General features: G+C 71.4%; 13 protein-coding genes and 1 riboswitch. Of the genes, 7 read left to right on the forward strand and 6 right to left on the reverse strand.

Annotation, left to right across the window (positions count from 1 at the left end; all coding sequences use genetic code 11):
- Positions 1 to 310 precede the first annotated feature (310 nt).
- The gene (locus RB628_RS34135) at positions 311 to 859 is read right to left on the reverse strand and encodes a MarR family transcriptional regulator (protein ID WP_318324505.1); all 549 of its coding nucleotides are present in this window, start codon (positions 857 to 859) and stop codon (positions 311 to 313) included.
- 147 nt (positions 860 to 1,006) lie between these two features.
- Between RB628_RS34135 and RB628_RS34140 the strand changes: the two genes are divergently transcribed.
- A complete protein-coding gene (locus tag RB628_RS34140) occupies positions 1,007 to 2,281 on the forward strand; it encodes an MFS transporter (RefSeq protein ID WP_318324506.1) in 1,275 nt (424 codons plus the stop codon).
- Between the two features lie 28 nt (positions 2,282 to 2,309).
- On the opposite strand, the gene RB628_RS34145 is transcribed toward RB628_RS34140, so the two are convergent.
- From RB628_RS34145 to RB628_RS34155, 3 genes are all read right to left on the reverse strand, one after another.
- Positions 2,310 to 3,140: a class I SAM-dependent methyltransferase gene (locus RB628_RS34145; protein WP_318324507.1), complete on the reverse strand. Its 831-nt coding sequence runs from the start codon at positions 3,138 to 3,140 to the stop codon at positions 2,310 to 2,312.
- A 129-nt stretch (positions 3,141 to 3,269) separates the two neighbouring features.
- Positions 3,270 to 4,955 carry a SpoIIE family protein phosphatase gene (locus tag RB628_RS34150; RefSeq protein WP_318324508.1) on the reverse strand — a complete coding sequence of 562 codons (1,686 nt, stop codon included), beginning with the start codon at positions 4,953 to 4,955 and terminating at the stop codon, positions 3,270 to 3,272.
- Positions 4,956 to 5,168: 213 nt separating this feature from the next.
- A complete protein-coding gene (locus RB628_RS34155) occupies positions 5,169 to 6,548 on the reverse strand; it encodes an NAD(P)/FAD-dependent oxidoreductase (protein WP_318324509.1) in 1,380 nt (459 codons plus the stop codon).
- Positions 6,549 to 6,927: 379 nt separating this feature from the next.
- Between RB628_RS34155 and RB628_RS34160 the strand changes: the two genes are divergently transcribed.
- On the forward strand, positions 6,928 to 7,704 hold the full coding sequence (locus RB628_RS34160) for a TetR family transcriptional regulator (protein ID WP_318324510.1): 777 nt from the start codon (positions 6,928 to 6,930) through the stop codon (positions 7,702 to 7,704).
- Between the two features lie 186 nt (positions 7,705 to 7,890).
- Positions 7,891 to 9,858 (forward strand): sigma-70 family RNA polymerase sigma factor, encoded by a 1,968-nt coding sequence (locus tag RB628_RS34165; RefSeq protein WP_318324511.1) that lies wholly within the window; start codon positions 7,891 to 7,893, stop codon positions 9,856 to 9,858.
- A 244-nt stretch (positions 9,859 to 10,102) separates the two neighbouring features.
- Here RB628_RS34165 and RB628_RS34170 read toward each other — a convergent pair whose 3' ends face one another.
- On the reverse strand, positions 10,103 to 12,262 hold the full coding sequence (locus RB628_RS34170; RefSeq protein ID WP_318324512.1) for an asparagine synthase-related protein: 2,160 nt from the start codon (positions 12,260 to 12,262) through the stop codon (positions 10,103 to 10,105).
- An 847-nt stretch (positions 12,263 to 13,109) separates the two neighbouring features.
- Between RB628_RS34170 and RB628_RS34175 the strand changes: the two genes are divergently transcribed.
- From RB628_RS34175 to RB628_RS34190, 4 genes are all read left to right on the forward strand, one after another.
- The gene (locus RB628_RS34175; RefSeq protein WP_318324513.1) at positions 13,110 to 14,534 is read left to right on the forward strand and encodes an MFS transporter; all 1,425 of its coding nucleotides are present in this window, start codon (positions 13,110 to 13,112) and stop codon (positions 14,532 to 14,534) included.
- A 110-nt stretch (positions 14,535 to 14,644) separates the two neighbouring features.
- The gene (lhgO, locus tag RB628_RS34180) at positions 14,645 to 15,868 is read left to right on the forward strand and encodes an L-2-hydroxyglutarate oxidase (protein WP_318324514.1); all 1,224 of its coding nucleotides are present in this window, start codon (positions 14,645 to 14,647) and stop codon (positions 15,866 to 15,868) included.
- Between the two features lie 550 nt (positions 15,869 to 16,418).
- Positions 16,419 to 17,213: a tRNA (guanosine(46)-N7)-methyltransferase TrmB gene (trmB, locus tag RB628_RS34185; RefSeq protein WP_318324515.1), complete on the forward strand. Its 795-nt coding sequence runs from the start codon at positions 16,419 to 16,421 to the stop codon at positions 17,211 to 17,213.
- A gap of 72 nt (positions 17,214 to 17,285) precedes the next feature.
- Positions 17,286 to 18,665: a PrsW family intramembrane metalloprotease gene (locus tag RB628_RS34190; protein ID WP_318324516.1), complete on the forward strand. Its 1,380-nt coding sequence runs from the start codon at positions 17,286 to 17,288 to the stop codon at positions 18,663 to 18,665.
- 153 nt (positions 18,666 to 18,818) lie between these two features.
- On the opposite strand, the gene RB628_RS34195 is transcribed toward RB628_RS34190, so the two are convergent.
- Positions 18,819 to 19,883, reverse strand: coding sequence for a M23 family metallopeptidase (locus tag RB628_RS34195; RefSeq protein ID WP_318324517.1), 1,065 nt, complete (start codon positions 19,881 to 19,883; stop codon positions 18,819 to 18,821).
- Between the two features lie 11 nt (positions 19,884 to 19,894).
- Positions 19,895 to 19,948: riboswitch (cyclic di-AMP (ydaO/yuaA leader) on the reverse strand. This riboswitch is flagged as partial in the annotation.

Genomic DNA, 19,948 nt, shown 5'->3' on the forward strand with positions numbered 1-19,948 from the left:
GGCCTGATTCCCAGTCAGCGGGGCTCGCCTTCCCGGCCGTTGGGCCGTTCCGACGTCTCAAACCTTAGCGGATCCTCTCGGCGATTCCCAATCGGGTCGCTGAGCTCCACCGAGCCCCATTCGAATTGAATTCGGGCACACCGAAAGCAACCCGGCTGGGAGATCGTTCTGTGGTTTGGTTTGCCGCTGCTGCGGCGGAGGTGCTGCCGCAGAACCGTTACAGCCCCGTGGCAACCCGAAGAACTTTACGGATCGGGGAGGGGGATGTCAAGCATCGCCTGCCATCCACTGCCCACTCCTGTCAAGATCTTTAGTCGAGGTCGCTGAGTCGCCCGCCGGCGTCCGGCTGGGCGTGCTCCACGCGGCGCAGGAGGCGGGTGAGCACGTCGCCGAGCCTCGCGCGTTCGTCCTGGGAGAGGTCCTGGAGGAGGTCCTCCTCGAAGACCGTGGCCAGACGCATCGCCTCCAGCCACTTTTCGCGACCCTCGTCCGTCAGCTCCACGATCACGCGGACACGGTTGGACTCGTCACGCTCCCTGGTGGCCAGACCCTCCGTCACCATGCGGTCGATCCGGTGGGTCATCGCGGCCGGCGTCAGGCCCAGCCGCTTGGCGAGGTCGCTCGGGCCCATGCGGTACGGGGCACCGGACAGCACCAGCGCCTTGAGTACCTCCCACTCGGCGTTGCTGATGCCGAGCGTGGCGGTCTGGCGGCCGTACGCGACGTTCATACGGCGGTTGAGCCGGCCCAGGGCCGAGACGATCTTCTCGACCTGGGGGTCCAGGTCTCTGAACTCGCGCTGGTAAGCGGCGATCTGCTCGTCGAGCGTCGGTTCGCCGGCGGCGGGGGTGTCACCCATGGGTGCAGTGTCCCATGTGCGCGCTTGGTGTCGAAGTCCTTCAAGGTGTACCGTTCAAGCCTTAACTTTAGCTTCGAAGTCTTCAGATCTAACTTCTTCGGTAGGCGTACGACTTCACGATCAAGGCAGGTGAAAGTGACCAGGGCGATGGGCGCAGCGATGCGCCGGATCCATGTGGGCAACGCACTCAGCGCGTTCGGGCTCGGCTTCACCGTCCCCTATCTCTACGTCTATGTGGCGCAGGTACGGGGACTGGGAGCCATGACGGCGGGTCTCGTGCTGGCCGTCTTCGCCGTGGCCGCGCTGGTCGCGCTGCCGTTCGCCGGGCGGGCGATCGTCCGGCGCGGCCCACTGCCGGTGCTGCTGGTCGCCCTGGTCACCGCCGCGGTCGGCGCGCTGGGCCTCGGGCTCGCCGCCAACGCGACCGCCGTACTCCTTGCCGCTGTGGCGCTGGGGGCCGGGCAGGCCGTGATGCAGCCGGCGCTCGCGACGATGATCGTGGACTTCTCGTCGGCGGAGACGCGGTCGCGGGCCTTCGCCACCCAGTTCTTTCTGCAGAACCTCGGGCTCGGCGTCGGGGGGCTCATCGGCGGGCATCTCGTGGACACGAGCCGGGTCGGGTCGTTCACCCTGCTGTTCGCCATCGAGGCGGCGATGTTCCTGCTGCTCGCCGTGATCATGACGACCGTACGGATGCCTCGTTCGGCGAGGATCGAGGGTGCCCCTGCTCGGGAGAAGGGCAGTTGGAAGCATTTGCTGGAGAACCGGGCGATGGTGCAGCTGTGTGTGCTGGGCTTCGTGCTGTTCTTCGCCTGTTACGGACAGTTCGAGTCGGGGCTGAGCGCGTACGGGGTCGAGGCGGCGGGGATTTCGACGTCCACGCTCGGTTCGGCGCTGGCGGCGAACACCGCGGTGATCGTGGTGGCGCAGTTCGCGGTGCTCAGGTTCGTCGAGCGGCAGAAGCGGTCCCGGGTGATCGCGGCCGTGGGGATCCTCTGGGCCGTCGCGTGGGGCGTGGCCGGGTACGCGGGGCTGGGGCACGGCAGCCAGGCCATGGCGACCGCCGCGTTCGTGTCGACGTACGCGCTGTTCGGGCTCGGGGAGGCAATGCTGTCGCCGACCGTCGCGCCGCTGGTGGCCGATCTGGCGCCGGCCGGGCTGGCGGGGCAGTACAACTCGGCGTTCGCCCTGGTGAAACAGCTCGCGCTGGCCGTGGGGCCGGCGGTGGGCGGGCCGTTGGGGGCCTCGCTGCACGGGCCGTACATCGTGATGTTCCTGGTGTTCTCGCTGGGGATCAGCGTCCTTGCCGTACGGCTGGGACGGCTGCTGACCCCCGTACAGAATCAGCCGTCTCTGGCGCGGCGGAGTCGGGTGGTCGCGCAGGGTGGGACTCCGGTGGAGTCCGTAGTGCCTACTACGTAGTAGTAGGCACTGTCGGGGGCGTCCTCTTTCAGCGGGTGGCTGTGGCCAGGGTCGAGGTGAAGGAGAGGGTCGCCGAGCCGTCGGGGGCCGTGTGGGGGGCCAGGGCGCCGCGGATCGTTTCCGCTGCCTCGGTGAAGCGGGCCGGGCCGCCCGTTTCCTCGATCGACTGGCCCCAGGGGACGGCCGCGAGGTGGCCGGCGGCGAAGTCCGCGAAATCCTGGAAGGCGATGGCGAAGGTGACCTCGCGGGTCGTGATGTCGTGGAAGCCGGCGGCGGTCAGGGCGGCGGTGAGACGGTCGGCGGGGCAGGAGAGGGAGGCGGCGAAACGTGCCTCCGCCTCCGGGGTGCCGTGGTCGGTGACCGCCTTGAGCTGGGCGGCGAAGTAGGGGGAGCGGTCCGCGGGTGGGGTCCAGGCCGTGGCTGCGAAGCGGCCACCCGGCCGGGTGACGCGGGCCGCTTCGGTGAGTGCGGCTTCCAGGTCGGGGAAGAGCTGGAGGCCCTGTTGGCACACGACCGCGTCGAACGATCCGTCCGGGTACGGGAGTTTGTCGGCCGACGCCAGGGTGAACTCGATGTCCGGGTACATCCGGGGTGCGTGGCGGGCGGCGGTCCTGAGCATGTCCTCCAGGAGGTCGACGGCGGCCACGTGGCCCGTGGGGCCGACCTGGGCAGCGGCCGCGCGGGCGACGAAGCCGGTGCCGCAGGCCAGGTCGAGGACCTGGGCGCCCGGGAAGAGGTTGGCGGCCTCGATGACCGCGGTGACGAAGGGCGCCATCAACGGGGCGCTGTAGCGCTCGTAGTGCTCCGTGGTGTCGTGGGCGGCTTTGTCTTTGAGGGGGAAACCTGTGGGATCTGCCATGCAGGAGCTACTAGCAGGCGGTCGCGGGTTCGACCAGGGGACGCGCGGGGCCTCCCTGGGGGCTGCCGCCCCCAGGCCCCCGTTTGTCGGCCCGAACGGCCGTGCCCCCGAACGCCGGACGGGGCTCGGTCACTTGACCCCCGGCAGCACGAACTCGCACCACACCGCCTTCCCGCCCCCCGGTGTCCGTCGTGAACCCCAGCTGGTGGCGATCGCCGCGACGATGGCGATGCCCCGGCCCGATTCGTCACCGGGCTCCGCGGTGCGGCGCAGGGGGAGGTGGTCGTCGCCGTCCGTCACCTCGACGATGAGGCGGCGGTCGGTGCGGCGCAGGCTCAGGCGCATCGGGGGTGTGCCGTGCTGGAGGGAGTTCGCGACGAGTTCGCTGGCCGCCAGCACGCCCACGTCGTGCAGTTCGGTGGGGAATCGCCAGCTCGTCAGTACACCGGAGGCGAACGCACGCGCGCGTGGGGCCGCCTCGATGCCGCCCAGGAGTTCCAGGGCCGCGTTGCGGAACAGGTCGCTGTCAGGGCCGGTGCGGGCCGGGTGCTGGAGGACCAGTACCGCAACGTCGTCGTCGTGGTCCGCCGTGACACCCGCCGAGCGGACCAGACGGTCGCAGACGACCTGAGGGCTGCCCGTGGCACCCGACAGGGCTCGCTCCAGAGCGGCGATGCCCTCGTCCAGGTCCTCGTTACGGCGTTCCACCAGGCCGTCGGTGTAGAGGACCGCCGTGGAGCCCGGGGTCAGCGGGATCGAGCCCGAGGCGTGCATCCAGTCGCCGGTGCCGAGCGGTGGGCCCGTGGGTTCGTCGGCCCGCTGGACGACGCCGCTCTCGTCGCGGATCAGGATCGGGAGGTGGCCCGCGGAGGCGTACACGAGCTTGCCCTCGTTCGGGTCGTGGACGGCGTACACGCAGGTGGCGATCTGGTTGGCGTCGATCTCCGTGGCGAGGCCGTCGAGGAGCTGGAGCACCTCGTGCGGGGGGAGGTCCAGGCGTGCGTACGCGCGGACCGCCGTGCGGAGCTGGCCCATGACCGCCGCTGCCCGGACTCCTCGGCCCATGACGTCGCCGATGACGAGGGCTGTGCGCCCTCCGCCCAGGGTGATGACGTCGTACCAGTCGCCGCCCACCGCCGCTTCGGTGCCGCCGGGGTGGTAGGTGGCGGCGACTCGGAGGTCGTCCGGTTCCTCCAGTTCCTGGGGGAGGAGGGAGCGCTGGAGGGTCACCGCGGTTTCGCGCTGGCTGCGTTCGCTGGCGCGCAGGCGTTCGGCGGCCTCGGCGTGGTCGGTGACGTCGGCGGCGAAGATGAGGACGCCGCCACTCCCTTCGGGAGTGGCCCTTACGTCGACCGGGGTGCACGTGATCGTGTACGAGCGTCCGCTGTGCGCCTTGCGGGACTTGAGCGTGCGGGGCTTGGAGCTGCGCAGGACCTGGTCCAGGAGGGGCAGCAGGCCCAGTTCGTCGAGTTCGGGGGCCGCGTCGCGGGCGGGGGCTCCCTCGGGGCGTACGCCGAAGGCCGCCACATAGGTGTCGTTGACGTACGCGATGCGGTGTTCGGGACCGTGGACGAGGGCCACCAGGGCCGGGATGCGGTCGAGGACCTCTCGGGTGGGCAGGTCGTCGACCGTGGGAAGACAGGGCGCCCCGTCGGCGAGCCGCTCGGCGCGGGCGGCAGGTACGGAGCCGGGGCCGGAGCCGGAGCTCTCGCCCAGTCGGTCCGGCAGCCGGTCCGGAGTGATCGTGTGATCGGTCCGCGCTGCGGCGCGGCGCTGCGTTCCGGGAAGTCGGGCGCTCCAGCGCGTGAAGTTCACGAATCATTGCCTCGTGTTTGTCGGCACAGGCCAGCAGCGGGTCGGCCGGAGGTACGGGGGGTGTCCCCCGGGAGATACAGCACTTACGGAAAGCCTCGTGGATAGAGAAGAGAGAAGGGCGTGCAGCGAGGATGTGGAGCCAGTCTGACAGTGTGGCCGACCGGGCCGACATCCTTCAGACGCCGGCCGGGTCGGTGGAGTTCCGGAATCCGGTCAGGACGACCCCTTCGGGTCCTGGTTCGGAGCCTGAGAAGGCTTCCCGCCGGCCGCGAGTTCGAACTCCGCACGGGGATGTTCGAGCGAACCGAGGGAGACGATCTCCCTTTTGAAGAGTCCCGACAGGATCCATTCGGCGAGCACCCGGGCCTTGCGGTTGAAGGTGGGCACGCGGCTCAGGTGGTAGACGCGGTGCATGAACCAGGCAGGGTAGCCCTTCAGTTTGCGCCCGTAGATGTGTGCGACGCCCCTGTGGAGTCCCAGGGAGGCTACTGAACCGACGTACTTGTGGGAGTACGTTTCGAGCGGTTCGCCCCGCAGGGAGCGGACGACGTTGTCGCCGAGGACCTTGGCCTGGCGTACCGCGTGCTGGGCGTTGGGGGCCGTCTCCTTGCCGGGTTCCGCGGCGGTGACGTCGGGGACGGCGGCGGCGTCTCCCGCGGCCCACGCGTGCGTGGTGCCGTCGATCCGCAGCTCGGCGGTGCACTTCAGGCGTCCGCGCTCGTTCAGGGGGAGGTCGGTGGCGGCGAGGAGGGGGTGGGGTTTGACGCCGGCGGTCCACACGACCGTACGGGTGGGGAAGCGGGCGCCGTCGCTGAGGACGGCGATCCGGTCCGCGCAGGAGTCGAGGCGGGTCTCCAGACGTACGTCGATGTTGCGGCGGCGCAGCTGGGTGACCGTGTACTTGCCCATCTCCTCGCCGACCTCGGGAAGGATGCGGCCCGAAGCCTCGACGAGGATCCACTTCATGTCCTCGGGCTGGACGTTGTGGTAGTACCGCGCGGCGTAGCGGGCCATGTCCTCCAGCTCGGCGAGCGCCTCCACACCGGCGTAGCCGCCGCCCACGAAGACGAAGGTCAGGGCCGCGTCCCGGATCGCGTGGTCACGGGTGGAGGAGGCGATGTCCATCTGTTCGATGACGTGGTTGCGCAGGCCGATGGCCTCCTCGACCGTCTTGAAGCCGATGGCGTGCTCGGCGAGGCCGGGGATCGGAAGGGTGCGCGAGACCGAGCCCGGGGCGAGGACGAGTTCGTCGTAGGTCAGCTGCTGCGCGCCCGTTCCCTCTTCCGTGGTGGCGAGGGTGGTGGCGGTCGCGGTGCGTTTGGCGTGGTCGATCGCCGTCACCTCGCCGACGACGATCCGACACCGGTCGAGTACTCGGCGCAGCGGTACGACGACGTGGCGGGGCGAGATGTTGCCCGCTGCCGCCTCGGGGAGGAACGGCTGATAGGTCATGTACGGGTTCGGGGTGACGACAGTGATGTCGACCTGGCCCCGTTTCAGCTCCTGCTGGAGCTTCCGCTGGAGGCACAGGGCCGTGTACATACCGACGTAGCCGCCGCCGACAACGAGAATGCGCGCACGTTCCTTCACCATCCCATGACGCACCCAGCGCTGGCGTTTGTCCACAGGCCCGACAATTTGTGTGCCCAGCGGGCGGTGATCCGCAACGTTGCCCGAATCGTCGGCGTGCAGGGCATGACCGCAGGTCAGCGGGTGTGAGCGGGGTGACAGGAGGGGGTGCAACCGTGACGTATACGACACGTACTCCGATCGGGCGGCACCCTGTGCGGAACGTGCCCCTTCTGAATTGACCCTCGCTCAACTATGTTCGTAGGTCGACGGGGTGTAGGGGGATGCGCTCTTTCGGGTCCGCTCCACGACGGGTGGGCCCGTGTTCAGTGCTGGTTCCGTGCGCTCCGGCTGCCAATGGCGGGGAGTCTCCGGGGGGAGACGTCATTACCGGGGGAACATTATGCACATTCAGGATTCTCGTTGGTCATCCGCGTCCGCCCTTGCACCTGGCGGACCGGTCAGCGCGGCGGCAGGCAACGGACGCGGTGAGGGATCGCGTACGGCGCCGCTGCGTGTGGACGCACAGCGCAATCTGGAACACGTACTGCGTGCGGCACGGGAGGTCTTCGGCGAGCTGGGTTACGGCGCGCCGATGGAGGACGTGGCGCGGCGGGCGCGGGTGGGTGTCGGCACGGTGTACCGGCGCTTCCCGAGCAAGGACGTCCTGGTCCGGCGGATAGCCGAGGAGGAGACCTCCCGGCTGACCGACCAGGCTCGTGCGGCGCTCGGGCAGGAGGACGAGCCGTGGTCGGCGCTTTCGCGCTTCCTGCGGACGTCGGTGGCCTCGGGGGCCGGACGGCTGCTGCCGCCGCAGATACTGCGGGTCGGTGTCGCCGACGACGCCTCCGACGACGTCGGCTTCGAGGAGACCCGGGTGCCGCAGCAGCGGACCCAGCCGACGGGCGCCGGTGTCGGGGAACTGCGGCTGGTGTCCGACGATGCCGTGTCGTCCGCGCCGGCTGACGACGCCGGCGCCGTGGCGCTGCTCGACGTGGTGGGCCGGCTCGTGGAGCGGGCGCGCGAGGCGGGCGCACTGCGGCCGGACGTGTCGGTGTCGGACGTACTGCTGGTGATCGCGACGGCGGCACCCTCGCTGCCGGACGCTGCGCAGCAGGCGGCGGCCTCTTCGCGGCTGCTGGACATCCTGCTGGAGGGACTGCGGTCGCGGCCCCTGTGACGTCCACGTTCGTGTCGGTCGTGCTTTCTCCGTTCGGGTGAACGCCAGTACCTCATTGCGGGAAGTCCCCACGGACGAGTGGTTGGTTCGTTCCGGGGGTCCTGAACAAAAGCCAATATGGCACTCTGACCCGGTGTTCGGGACTCGATGTGCAGTCGGCTGTGCCAGCGGCGGGGGCTTTCCGCGATGAGCGTTGACGGGCGGGACGAGTCACTCGGTGACGGCGCCCCTGAGGCCGGCGGCGGGCTGACCTCTCCGCAGGTTCCGAATCAGGGCGGACCCGGTGGCGAGTACCCGGAGTACCTCGACGACCCGATGGAGGGCAGCGTCCCCGCGCAGCGCGGGGGCAGCCTGCTGCCGCCCCGTTCGGACAGTGTGCTGCCGCCGCCCATCGAGCTGCCGCCGTCCGACACCGACCTGATCGGCCGGATGCGCTCGGGCGACGACACCGCGTACGAGGAGCTGTACCGGCGCCACGCCGACGCCGTACGCCGGTACGCGCGCACCTGCTGCCGGGACGGGCACACCGCTGACGACCTCACCGCCGAGGTCTTCGCCCGTATGCTCCAGGCGGTGCGCGGCGGCTCCGGCCCCGAGTACGCCGTACGCGCCTATCTGCTCACCACGGTCCGCCGCGTCGCCGCGAACTGGACGACGTCGGCGAAGCGTGAGCAACTGGTCGACGACTTCGCGGCGTTCGCGGCGCAGGCCGCCCGCGGCTCCGAGATGTCCGCCGACAACGACACGCTGGACCTGGGCGCCGACGTACGCGCGATGCACGAGGCCGAGCGGTCCATGGCCATGCAGGCGTTCCGGTCGCTCCCCGAGCGGTGGCAGGCCGTGCTGTGGCACACCGAGGTCGAGGACGAGTCGCCGAGCGAGGTCGCCACCCTCTTCGGGCTCGACGCCAACGGCACGCGCGTGCTCGCCAGCAGGGCCCGCGAAGGGCTCAAGCAGGCCTACCTCCAGGCCCACGTCAGCGCCACCCTCGTCACCGACGAGGAGTGCTCCCGCTACGCCGACCGGCTCGGCGCCTACGCCCGCGGTGGTCTGCGCACCCGGGCCGAACGGGGGCTGCGCAAGCACCTGGAGGAGTGCGCCAGGTGCCGGCTGGCCGCGGGCCAGATCAAGGAAGTCGCGAGCGGCATCCCCGCCGTCGTACCGATCGCGGTCATCGGCTGGTTCGGCGCCGCCGGGTACGCCAAGGTGGCCGCGCTGGTCGCCGGGGGCGCCGGAGCGGGTGCGGTGGGCGTCGGCGGCGCGGCGGCCGCGGCGAGCGGCTCGTCGTCCGGCGGGGCCGGGGGCGGCGCGGTGGCCTCGGAGGGGCTGGGCGCGCCGGTGAAGGCGGGGATCGCGGCGGGAGTGGTCGCCGTCGGGATCGCCGCGGTGGTGTTCGCGCTGGCCGGCGACGACGTCACGGAGAAGCCTGTGGCTCAGCCGCATCCGTCCGCGCCGGTGATGCAGTCGGAGGCCCCGACGCCGACGCCGAGCCCGACGCCCCCCGAGCGGGACCCCGAGCCGACGTCGCAGGCTCTGGCGCCGGCGTCCGTGCCCACCCCTGCGCCGTCCTCCACACCGACGCCGTCCCCGTCCCCGTCCCCGACGCCCACGCCCACGCCCACTCCCACCCCGAGCCCCACGCCGACTCCGGCACCCAGTCCGACCCCGACGCCCACGCCCACCCCGACGCCGCCGCCTCCTCCCCCGCCGCCGCCCGCCCCGGCCGACTACCAGTGGAACGAGCTGGAGTACGGCGTCTTCGGCGACGGCACCAGGCCCGAGATGCGGCTCGGCGAGAGCAGCTGGGTGTGGCAGCGGTGGGGGGTGTCGATCGCGGACCAGCGGTACGAGCACGGGGTGACCGTCCACGGGCAGTCCTCGGTCACCATCGATCTCAACCGCGAGTGCGCCTCGTACGACGCCATGGTCGGTGTCGACGACATGACGCTGGGCCTCGGCCAGGTCCGCTTCTCCGTGTTCGCCGACGGGGAGCGCGTGTGGCGGTCCGAGCTGATCCAGGGCGGTCAGGAAGCCGTACCCGTCCACGTCGACCTCACCGGGCGCAAATCGATCCGCCTGGTCGTGGAGCCTCACTCGCCGTTCGACACGGTGGCACTCGCGGACTGGGCGGAGTCAAGGTTCATGTGCCGCTGACGGGGTGACGGTGGCGGGGTGTGGCTGTGACGGCGGAGCCGGGCGGGCCCGAAAGCAGCTGAGGCCGAGCAGGCCTCGCCCCCCCAACCCAGGACGGTCGGGCAAGGGCTTCGAGGCTGCCTGGCAAACGGGCCGAGACCGGTGGGCGGGTGGGAGACACGGTTCGGGCGGCATCGACCTCGCTGTCAGGCACCGGGCGGGTCGCACGCGCCTGGACCTGGGCCGGAGAAGTGGTGTCCAGGCGTCAGCCCCGGGGCGCGCCCGCGCCTGCTCCCAGCGCTCCCCTCTGGGGGGTGATTCCCGCCGGCACCGCTCGTTGGCGGGCCGGGGTTCCGGTCCAGCAGGTGCCTCGGCGGGAGAGCAGGCGGCGTAGCCATACCTCCAGGGAGACCAGGTCCGCAAGGCCGTCCAGGGGGAGGGGTTCGCCTTCCGCGGCGCCTCGCAGGGCCTTGCGGACCACTCTCGCCTCCACCAGACCCGCCTCCGCGAGCAACGGCGTGTCGAACAGGGTGATCAACGACTCCACCGACACCCGCAGCCCCGTCCGCGACGCCGCGGCCGCCGACGCGTGCGACGGCGCACCCCAGCCGGGGGGCAGATCCGCGACGCCGGCGCCTTCCAGGACCGTACGGAGGATGGATGCCCGGGCACCGGGTTTGACGCGCAGGGCCTCCGGGAGGGCTCGGCACGCTCTCACCACCTGGTTGTCCAGGAAGGGGGTGTGGAGACGCTGGAAGCGGATCTCCGCGGCCTGTTCCAGGACCCGTACGTCCGCCGCCTGGCGGGCCAGCGCCGCACGCGCGCGGAAGTCCCCGGGGCGTTGGCCGGGGCCGACGCCGGCACCCGCCCGATCCGTCCCCCAGTTCAGGCGAACCGATACTTCAGCCAGCGCCTCACCGGTCAGCCAGCGCGCGGCCGGGCCGGGTCTGGCCCAGGTGAGCGCGGCCAGCGAGGCCCCCACCGCACCCCCGGGCTCGTCGAAACGGCGCTGCATCAGGCGGTCGGCGAGATGCTCGACGCCGGCCCGGTAGGGCGTACGGGCGAGCCTGCGGGCGGCGCCGTACACGCGCGCGGGGACCGTGACCATCACCGAGCCGTCGGCCTTCGCGAGCGCCGCCACCGGGCGGACCAGGTGGCGTCGTTTGCGGTCCATCAGGAGGTCGGCGAGGCGGGCGGGGTGGGCGTCCAGCACCTGCCGGGCACCGTAGCCGGTGAAGTGGTCCGCGCTGCCCGATGCCAGCCGCGCCCGGTGCCTGGCCGCCGTCACCAGGCTCGGGCCCGGCTCGTCGGTCAGCGGGCCCTCCAGGTCGGCGTACGGAAGGACGTCCTCGCCGCCCGTCACCACCACGTGGTGCAGGCGCGGGTTCGCCGCCAGGGTCCCCGCCCTCGCCAGTTCCGCCTCCCGCCCGCCCACCGCCAGGTCGTTGAACGTCACCGCCACCAGCCGCTCCCCCGCGCCCGTGCCGTGCCCCAGCAGCGTCCCCGGCATGCCCGGAAGGCCGGCCGCCAGGAGCGCGAGGGTGCCCGAGGCCGGGCCGCCGGACAGGTCGGCCCCTATCCCGGGTACGGGCATTCCGCGCGCCGCCCGGCGTTCCGCGGGGCCCATCCCGGGCACCGGCCCGGGGTCCATGTTGGCGTCGGGCACATGGCGAGGGGCGGACAGCCGGGCACGTACCGCCTCCACCAGCGCGTCCCGTACGCCGTCCACCGCGCTGTCGGGGTCCACGGAGGCAGCGGCGACCGCGATGGAGGCGACCGGCTCGTACCCGGCGATCTCACGTGCCCCGGCGCGCAGGATCAGCGCATGCCCGGGCGGAATGCGCCGCACGCCGTCGTAAGGGGTCGAGTCGTGCAGCGCCGCCGGTACGTCGGGGGCCGCGAGGAGGGCGGCGAGGTGGCCGAAGTCGAGGTTCGCCTCGATCAGGTCGGCGAGCGGGAGGGCCGCCGTCGCGTAGGCCGTGCCGCCCGCCCACGGGGTGTGGAACACCGGGCGCGCGCCCGCCAGATCGCCGCAGACCATGAGCCGGCGCCCGACCTGGACGATCGCCGTGTAGCTCCCCGGCCAGGCCGTCAGATGGCGAAGTGCCCCTCCGCGGGCGGCGAACAGGGCAACCCGCAGCTGTTCGTCGGTGGCTCCGCAGATACCCAGGACCGCGATGCGCGTCTGTGCGTCGGCGCTCACGACGCGCACCTCGTCGGGGCGCCAGTCGCCGACCGCCCAGAGCGGATCGGGGTCTCCCCAGAGGAGTTGGGAGCCGACCGGGTGAACCGTCTCGCCGTCAGGGCCGGTCGCACCCGCCGAGTAGCCGCCCCCGACTCCGGCGCCGTCGGCCGCGTACCCGCCGGCAGGGGCGGTTCCTGCGCCCACAGCTGCGGTGCTGCTCCATCCCACCAACCACCGCATCGACGCCTCCACAGGCTGTGGACAACCAGTGCACCGTACGAACTCGGCACCATGCTGCCATGAAGGAGGCGCTCCGGAGGGACGACGGAGCCGCTCGCGCTCCCCGAAGTGCGCCCCTGAGAACTCCCGTGCACCCCCTGGAAGATGCCCGCCCGGTCCCGAACGCACGCGCGCAACAAGGGACTTCGGCGAAGTTCGGTGGACCTGGAGGCGGGTATCCCGCGCAGGATCGGCGGCACATCGGCACGCAGATCGGTACGCAGATCGGTACGGGAATCAGCACAGGCGAAGGGAGTTCCGATGTTCGGATCAGGGAGTTCACCGTGCGACTGCGACCTGAATGCGCCCCCGTTACACTCCCCCAAAACTCCCCGCGCGCCCTCAATTTCCATGGTGGGAGGGGTAATCGACCCGGAAAGACGGGGTCTGTTTTCGGCCAAGTTGGCGAAGCGGGGGCAGGCTTGCGCACGCTCCGTACAGGCTTTGCGGAGCGCAGCGCCCACGCACAGTCCGGGAGGCGGAGTTCGCCTCCCGGACCGGTCCGCCGCCCGCGGGGATGTAGGCGGCGGTGTCCCCCAGCCCACTGGATCCAGTACAGCGGGCCGACCCACGCAGGATCCATGGAAGCGCTCCCGCCATGGCCGGAGAAGAGCGCACGGACAGGCGCACGGCCACACAGCGGGGGCACGTCGCAACGGTGCGTACATCCCCAGAACTTCCGTACGGACCACAATCCCGCCATCCGGAACAATGCCCCTTAACGCTTGGGATGCGGCGAACTACGCTGGGTTTACGAATGCCGCGTGGCTATGCCAGCGCGGCAGCCGTCTGTGTCGAGGGGTGGCGCATGTCCAGGGAGCAACGCGGGCCGAACGACAAACTCGGCGCCGTTCTCGCCCTCGCGGGAATCAGCAACGCAGGACTCGCGCGTCGCGTCAACGACCTTGGCGCACAACGCGGGTTGACTCTTCGCTACGACAAGACGTCGGTGGCGCGCTGGGTGTCGAAGGGCATGGTGCCGCAGGGCGCCGCGCCGCACCTCATCGCGGCCGCCATCGGCCAGAAGCTCGGCCGCCCGGTGCCGCTCCACGAGATCGGCCTGGCGGACGCGGATCCCGCACCCGAGGTGGGCCTCGCCTTCCCCAGGGACGTCGGACAGGCGGTGCGCTCGGCCACCGACCTCTACCGCCTCGACCTCGCGGGCCGCCGCGCCGGCTCCGGCGGCATCTGGCAGTCGCTCGCCGGATCGTTCGCAGTGAGCGCATACGCAACGCCCGCCTCACGGTGGCTGATAACCCCGGCCGACAGCTCGGTGGCACGCGACGCGAACCCCTCCGAGGGCTCCGCGGCACCGCTGAAAGTCGGCCACAGCGATGTGCTGAAACTGCGGGAGGCCGCGGAGGACGCCAGGCGCTGGGACTCCAAGTACGGCGGCGGCGACTGGCGTTCGTCGATGGTGCCCGAGTGCTTAAGGGTGGAGGCGGCGCCCCTGTTGCTGGGGTCGTACTCGGACGAGGTGGGCCGCGCGCTGTTCGGCGCGTCCGCCGAACTCACGCGCCTGGCCGGGTGGATGGCCTTCGACACGGGTCAACAGGAGGCCGCCCAGCGGTACTACATCCAGGCGCTGCGGCTCGCGCGGGCGGCGGCGGATGTGCCCCTCGGGGGGTACGTACTGGCCTCTATGTCGTTGCAGGCGACCTACCGGGGCTTCGGCGACGAGGGCGTCGACCTCGCCCAGGCCGCCCTGGAGCGCAACCGGGGCCTCGCGACGGCGCGCACGATGAGTTTCTTCCGGCTGGTCGAGGCAAGGGCCCACGCGCGCGCCAGTGACGCCCACGCGGCCGGTGCTGCGCTGCGCTCCGCGGAGGGCTGGCTGGAGCGGGCCCGCGACGGCGACAACGACCCGTCCTGGCTCGGCTTCTACGGGTACGACCGTTTCGCCGCCGACGCCGCCGAGTGCTACCGCGATCTGAAGGCGCCGCGTCAGGTCCGCCGTTTCACGGAGCAGGCACTGTCGAAGCCGACGGAGGAGTTCGTGCGCTCGCACGGGCTGCGGCTGGTCGTCTCGGCGGTCGCCGAGCTCGAGTCGGGCAACCTCGACGCGGCATGCGAGCAGGGCGTACGGGCGGTGGAGGTCGCGGGGCGCATCTCCTCGGCACGCACCACCGAGTACGTGAAGGATCTTCTGCACCGGCTGGAGCCGTACGGGGACGAACCACGGGTGGTGGAGTTGCGGGAGCGTGCCAGGCCTTTGCTGATGACCCCGGCATAACGGTTCCCCGCATCCTGCACGTCCATGCACTTCTGTACGTCCTGCACGTCCTGCGTTTGAAGTGACTGTCAGTGGCGCAGTGCACTATCGAAAGCGGGAGGTGGAGCACGGTGGAGCTGAAACGCGGGATCACATACGACTGTGACGTGCTGGTGATCGGCGGAGGGATCGTCGGTCTGTCGACGGCGTATGCGATCACGCGTGCCGCGCCGGGTACGCGGGTGACGGTGCTGGAGAAGGAGTCGGGGCCCGCGCGGCATCAGACGGGGCGCAACAGCGGGGTGATCCACAGCGGGATCTACTACCGTCCCGGGTCGCTCAAGGCGCGGTACGCGGTGCGGGGCGCCGCCGAGATGGTCAAGTTCTGCGCGGAGTACGGCATCGCGCACGCCGTCACCGGCAAGCTGATAGTCGCCACGGAGCGGGACGAACTGCCACGGCTGCACGCCCTCGTCCAGCGCGGCCGCGAGAACGGCATTCCGGTGCGGGAACTGGGCCCCACCCAGATCGGGGAGTACGAGCCGGAGGTCCAGGGCCTCGCCGGCATACACGTGGGGACGACGGGGATCTGCGACTACGTGGCGGTCGCCCGGCAGCTGGCCGAGTCCTCGGGGGCGGAGATCCGGTACGGGGCCGAGGTCGTCCGCGTCGACCGGCGGCCCGAACTGGGGGTGGCCGTGCGGACGGCGGGGCCGGGGGGCGGCGAGGTCGTACGGGGGCGGGTGCTGGTCAACTGCGCCGGGCTGTACTGCGACGAGGTGGCCAGGCTGACCGGCGACGATCCCGGGATGCGGATCGTGCCGTTCCGGGGCGAGTACTTCACGCTGGCGCGCCCGGAGCTGGTGCGGGGGCTGGTGTATCCGGTACCGGATCCGGCGTTTCCGTTCCTCGGGGTGCATCTCACCCGGGGGATCGACGGGAGCGTCCACATCGGGCCCAATGCCGTGCCGGCGCTGGCCCGGGAGGGGTACGGGTGGGGGACCGTGCGGATGCGGGAGCTGGGGGCGACGGTGGCGTGGCCCGGGACATGGCGGATAGCCGCGCGGCACTGGCGGTACGGGGGTGGGGAGCTGCGGCGGTCGGTGTCCAGGGCGGCGTTCGCGCGGGCGGTGCGGAGGTTGTTGCCGGTGGTGTCGGACGGGGATCTGGTGCCTGCGGCGGCGGGGGTGCGGGCGCAGGCGGTGCTGCGGGACGGGACGCTGGTGGACGACTTCCTCATCCGGGAGGGGGCGAGGGCGGTGCATGTGCTGAACGCGCCGTCGCCTGCGGCGACCGCTTCGCTGCCGATCGGGAGGGAGGTGGCTCGGCGGGCGTTGGGTGTGCTGGGTGGGTGAGGCGAGGGTTCTTTCGCCCCCGCCGCCCTTACCCGTCCCATCCCGAACCTGGGGGCTGCGCCCCCAGACCCCCCCCTACGGCCCTGAACCGGCCTCGTCCTCAAGCTCCCCCAGAGGGGGTACCCCCAGACGAGCTGGAGATGCGGGCCGGCGCCAGATGGGTACCGCGTGTGCTGCAGAAGGGGCGGGGGCAGGTGGGAAGGAACGCTGAGCGACCCGGCCTCCCAACACCCGACGAGCTCCGGTGCCTGAACCCGAGCCGAACCGAAGCGGCAAACAGGCGCGTGGGTGGCGGGAAGCAACGCCGAGCGACCCAGCCTGCCAACACCCGACAGACTCCGGAGCATGCACCCGAACCGAACCGAAGCGGCAAACAGGCGCGTGGTGGGGTGGGATACACGGTCTGGGCGGCATCGGCCTCGGCCGTCAGACGCCGGACGAGTCGGATGTGCCTCGGCCTCGGCCGGAGAAGCAGTACGGGTGGGTGCGTGGGGAGACACCGGGCGGGGCGGGATGCGTGCGTCGCCGCGGCGGTAAAATCGACGGCACTGTGTCTGACTTCCTTGACTCCGCCCCCTCCCCCGAGCCGCCCCCCGCTCCCGTCCGGGCCCAGGGGACGCCCCGGTTTCCCGGTGGGCCGCAGGCCGATCCCGCCGGGTCTCACTTCGAGCGGCGGATCAGGAGCTTTCAGCCCCGGCGCAGCCGGGTCACCGCCGGGCAGGGTGACGCACTGCGGCGGCTGTGGCCCAAGTGGGGGCTCGACATCGACGGGCGCGATCTCCGGCTCGGCGAGCTGTTCGGGGACGGCCTGCCCGTCGTACTCGAGATCGGCTTCGGGATGGGGGAGGCCACCGCCAGGATGGCTGCCGACGCCCCCCGTACCAACATCCTCGCCGTCGACGTGCACACCCCGGGCCAGGGCAACCTGCTCAACCTCGCCGACCAGCAGGGACTGACCAACATCCGCGTCGCCAACGGGGACGCCATCATCCTGCTCCGCGAGATGCTCACCCCGGACTCCCTCGACGGCCTGCGCGTCTACTTCCCGGACCCCTGGCCCAAGAAGCGGCACCACAAGCGGCGGCTGATCCAGGCCGAGTTCCTCGATCTCGTCGCCGGACGGCTGCGCCCCGGCGCGATCGTGCACTGCGCGACCGACTGGGAGCCGTACGCCGAGCAGATGCTCGAAGTGCTGGACGCGCACCCGGCGTTCGAGAACACCCAGCCGGGGGGCGGTTATGCGCCACGTCCGGAGTTCCGGCCGCTGACCCGTTTCGAGGGCCAGGGACTTGAGAAGGGTCACGTTGTGAACGACCTGCTGTTCCGCCGCGTACAGCACCCGTAGAGCACCGGTAGAGCACCCCGTATCCTCCCGCACCTTCGCGGGCCGCGTCCCTCCCTCGTTAGGGTCAATGCCGTGGCCACCTTTCCCCCGTACCCGACGCACCCCAGCGGCCCCACCGAGGGTCCCGCCGGCGGGGCGCTGCGGCACGCTCACTGGTGGCAGCGGAACTGGGTGCGTTACGGCGCCCTGACCAGCCTCCTCGCGCTCTCCGGGCTCGTCATCCTCGCCCTTGTCCGCGAACAGACCGGCACCGAGGGGTTCCTGGTCGGGCTCGGGCTCGCCGTACTGCCCGTGCCGTTGCTCGTCACCGCGTTCCGGTGGCTGGACCGGGTCGAGCCGGGGCCCTGGCGCAACCTGCTCTTCTCCTTCGCCTGGGGCGCCTGCGCGGCGGCCCTGATAGCGATCGTCGCCAACAGCTTCGCGACCAGATGGATAGCTACCGCCACCGCCGACCCGTCCAGCGCGGACACCCTCGGGGCCACGGTCATAGCGCCCGTCGTCGAGGAGTCCGCGAAGGCAGCCGCCGTACTGCTCATCTACCTCTTCCGGCGGCGCGACTTCACCGGGATCGTCGACGGGGTCGTCATCGCCGGAGTCACCGCCACCGGCTTCGCCTTCACCGAGAACATCCTCTATCTGGGCACCGCCTTCGGCACCGACCAGCTCACCGGAGACACCGGTATCGCCTCGGTCACCGCGGCGACCTTCTTCGTACGCGTCGTCATGTCGCCGTTCGCGCACCCCCTGTTCACAGTCCTCACCGGCATCGGTTTCGGGCTCTCCGCGCTGTCGGGCGAGCGCCGCCACGTCCGCAAGGTGCTGCTGCCGCTGTCCGGGCTGTTGCTCGCGATGGGCATGCACGCCCTCTGGAACGGCTCGTCGGCCTTCGGGGAGTACGGGTTCTTCGCGGTGTACGCCGCGTTCATGGTGCCCGCGTTCGGGTTGCTGACCTGGCTGGTCATCTGGACCCGCCAGCGCGAACTGCGTACCGTGCGCGCCGAGTTGCCGGCGTACGCGATGGCCGGCTGGCTGGCCCCGGCCGAGCCGTACGCCCTGGGCTCGATGCGCGCCCGCCGCCTGGCCCGCGGGTACGCCCGCCGCCATCTGGGCAGGCCCGCGGCCCGTTCCGTGGCGCAGTACGAGGCGTACGCCACCTCACTCGCGTTCCTGCGCCACCGGGGGCGCCTCGGCCGCGCGGGCGCCGACTTCGTCGTCCGGGAGCAGGAGCTGCTGGGCGAGCTGTGGCAGCGCAGGGCGGTGGCCCGGCCGGCCCTGGACCACGCGGCACGCGCCACGGCACCGGTTCCGGTTCCCGTACCGCCGGTCATCTGGCCGCCGTACGGACAGCAGGGGTACGGCCAGACGTACGGACCGGCGACGCCGTACTCCTCGTACGGCCACCACCGCCCCGCCTACGACCCGTACCCGGCGTACAACCCGTACCGCTCGTAGCCCGTCGGAGCCGCGCCGCCGATGATCCGGGCTTGCGCGCGCCCCGCGAACAGCCCGTGAACGCCTGACCGGCAGCCCTGACGTCGGGGGGGGATCGTCAGAACTGCCGGAGGCCAGGAAACGTACGTACTACGGGCCTGTGGACCTTCAGGCCTACGGGTTCAGGCCCATGCTCCTCAGCCACGCCATCGGGTCGATGCCGGCGGTGTCGGAGCTGCTGGTGTGCACCTCCAGGTGGAGGTGGGCCCCGGTGACGTTGCCGGTGGCGCCGACGCGGCCGATCACGTCACCCGTGTTGACCTTCTGGCCGACGCTGACGTTGATCGACGACTGGTGGGCGTACCAGATCTCGGTGCCGTCCTCGAGGGTGAGGATCGTGCGGTAGCCGTACGAGCCGCTCCAGCCCGCCTCGGTGATCGTGCCCGTGTGGACCGCCTTGAGCGGCGTGCCGGTGGGCGCGGCGAAGTCGAGGCCGGTGTGGTAGCCGGAGGACCACAGCGAGCCGGCCTGGCCGAACGACGAGGTGATCGTGTACGAGGAGGTCGGCAGCGTGTACTGCTTGGCGAGCTCGGCGAGACGCGCGGCCTCCAGCTTCGCCGCCGCCGCCTCCGCGGCTTCCTTCTTCTCTGCGGCGGCCTTCGCGGCGGCCTCGCGCTTCACCTTGGCGGCTTCGGCGGCCGCCTTCTTCGCGGCGGCGTCCTCGGCGGCCTGCTGGATCTTGGCCTCGGCCTGGTCCTTCTGCTGCTCGGCCTGGAGGATGATGCGGGCGCGCAGGGCTTCGCCCGCGTCGCTGGTGCCCTGCTCGGTCTCCTCGGACGTCACGCCGACGCTGCTGAGCGCGGTGGCGGAGCCCTGTGGCTCGTCGTCCGCGTCGTCGCCCGCGAAGGGCGAGCCGACGGAGGGCAGGTCGGGGATGGAGATGGACACCGGCGGCTTGCCGGTCTGCGCGCTGGCCATGCCGGCCCCGCCGACGGCGGCTATGACGCCGACGCCCAGAACGGTGGAGCTGCGGGCGAGTCCTCCGCCACGCTGCTTGCTGACGCGGTGGCGTCCGCGAACAGGACGGGTGGAGTCCGCGGTGGGATTCCACTCCTCCCAGGGGCCCTCGTCGGTGCGGTGTCCGCCGAATCCGAAGGTCGGGATCTTCCCGGCCTCGGTCTCGCTACTGCGCTGACTCGGCACGGAGGGGGCCTCTGGGGCAGGCGGGTTTGACGCCACGTGGGCGTGCTCCTTTCCTTCCTTCTCGCCTACCGGGTTAGCTGACGGGTTCGGAGCAGGAAGGT

It is taken from the genome of Streptomyces sp. ADMS (assembly GCF_033441795.1).
Lineage (GTDB): Bacteria > Actinomycetota > Actinomycetes > Streptomycetales > Streptomycetaceae > Streptomyces.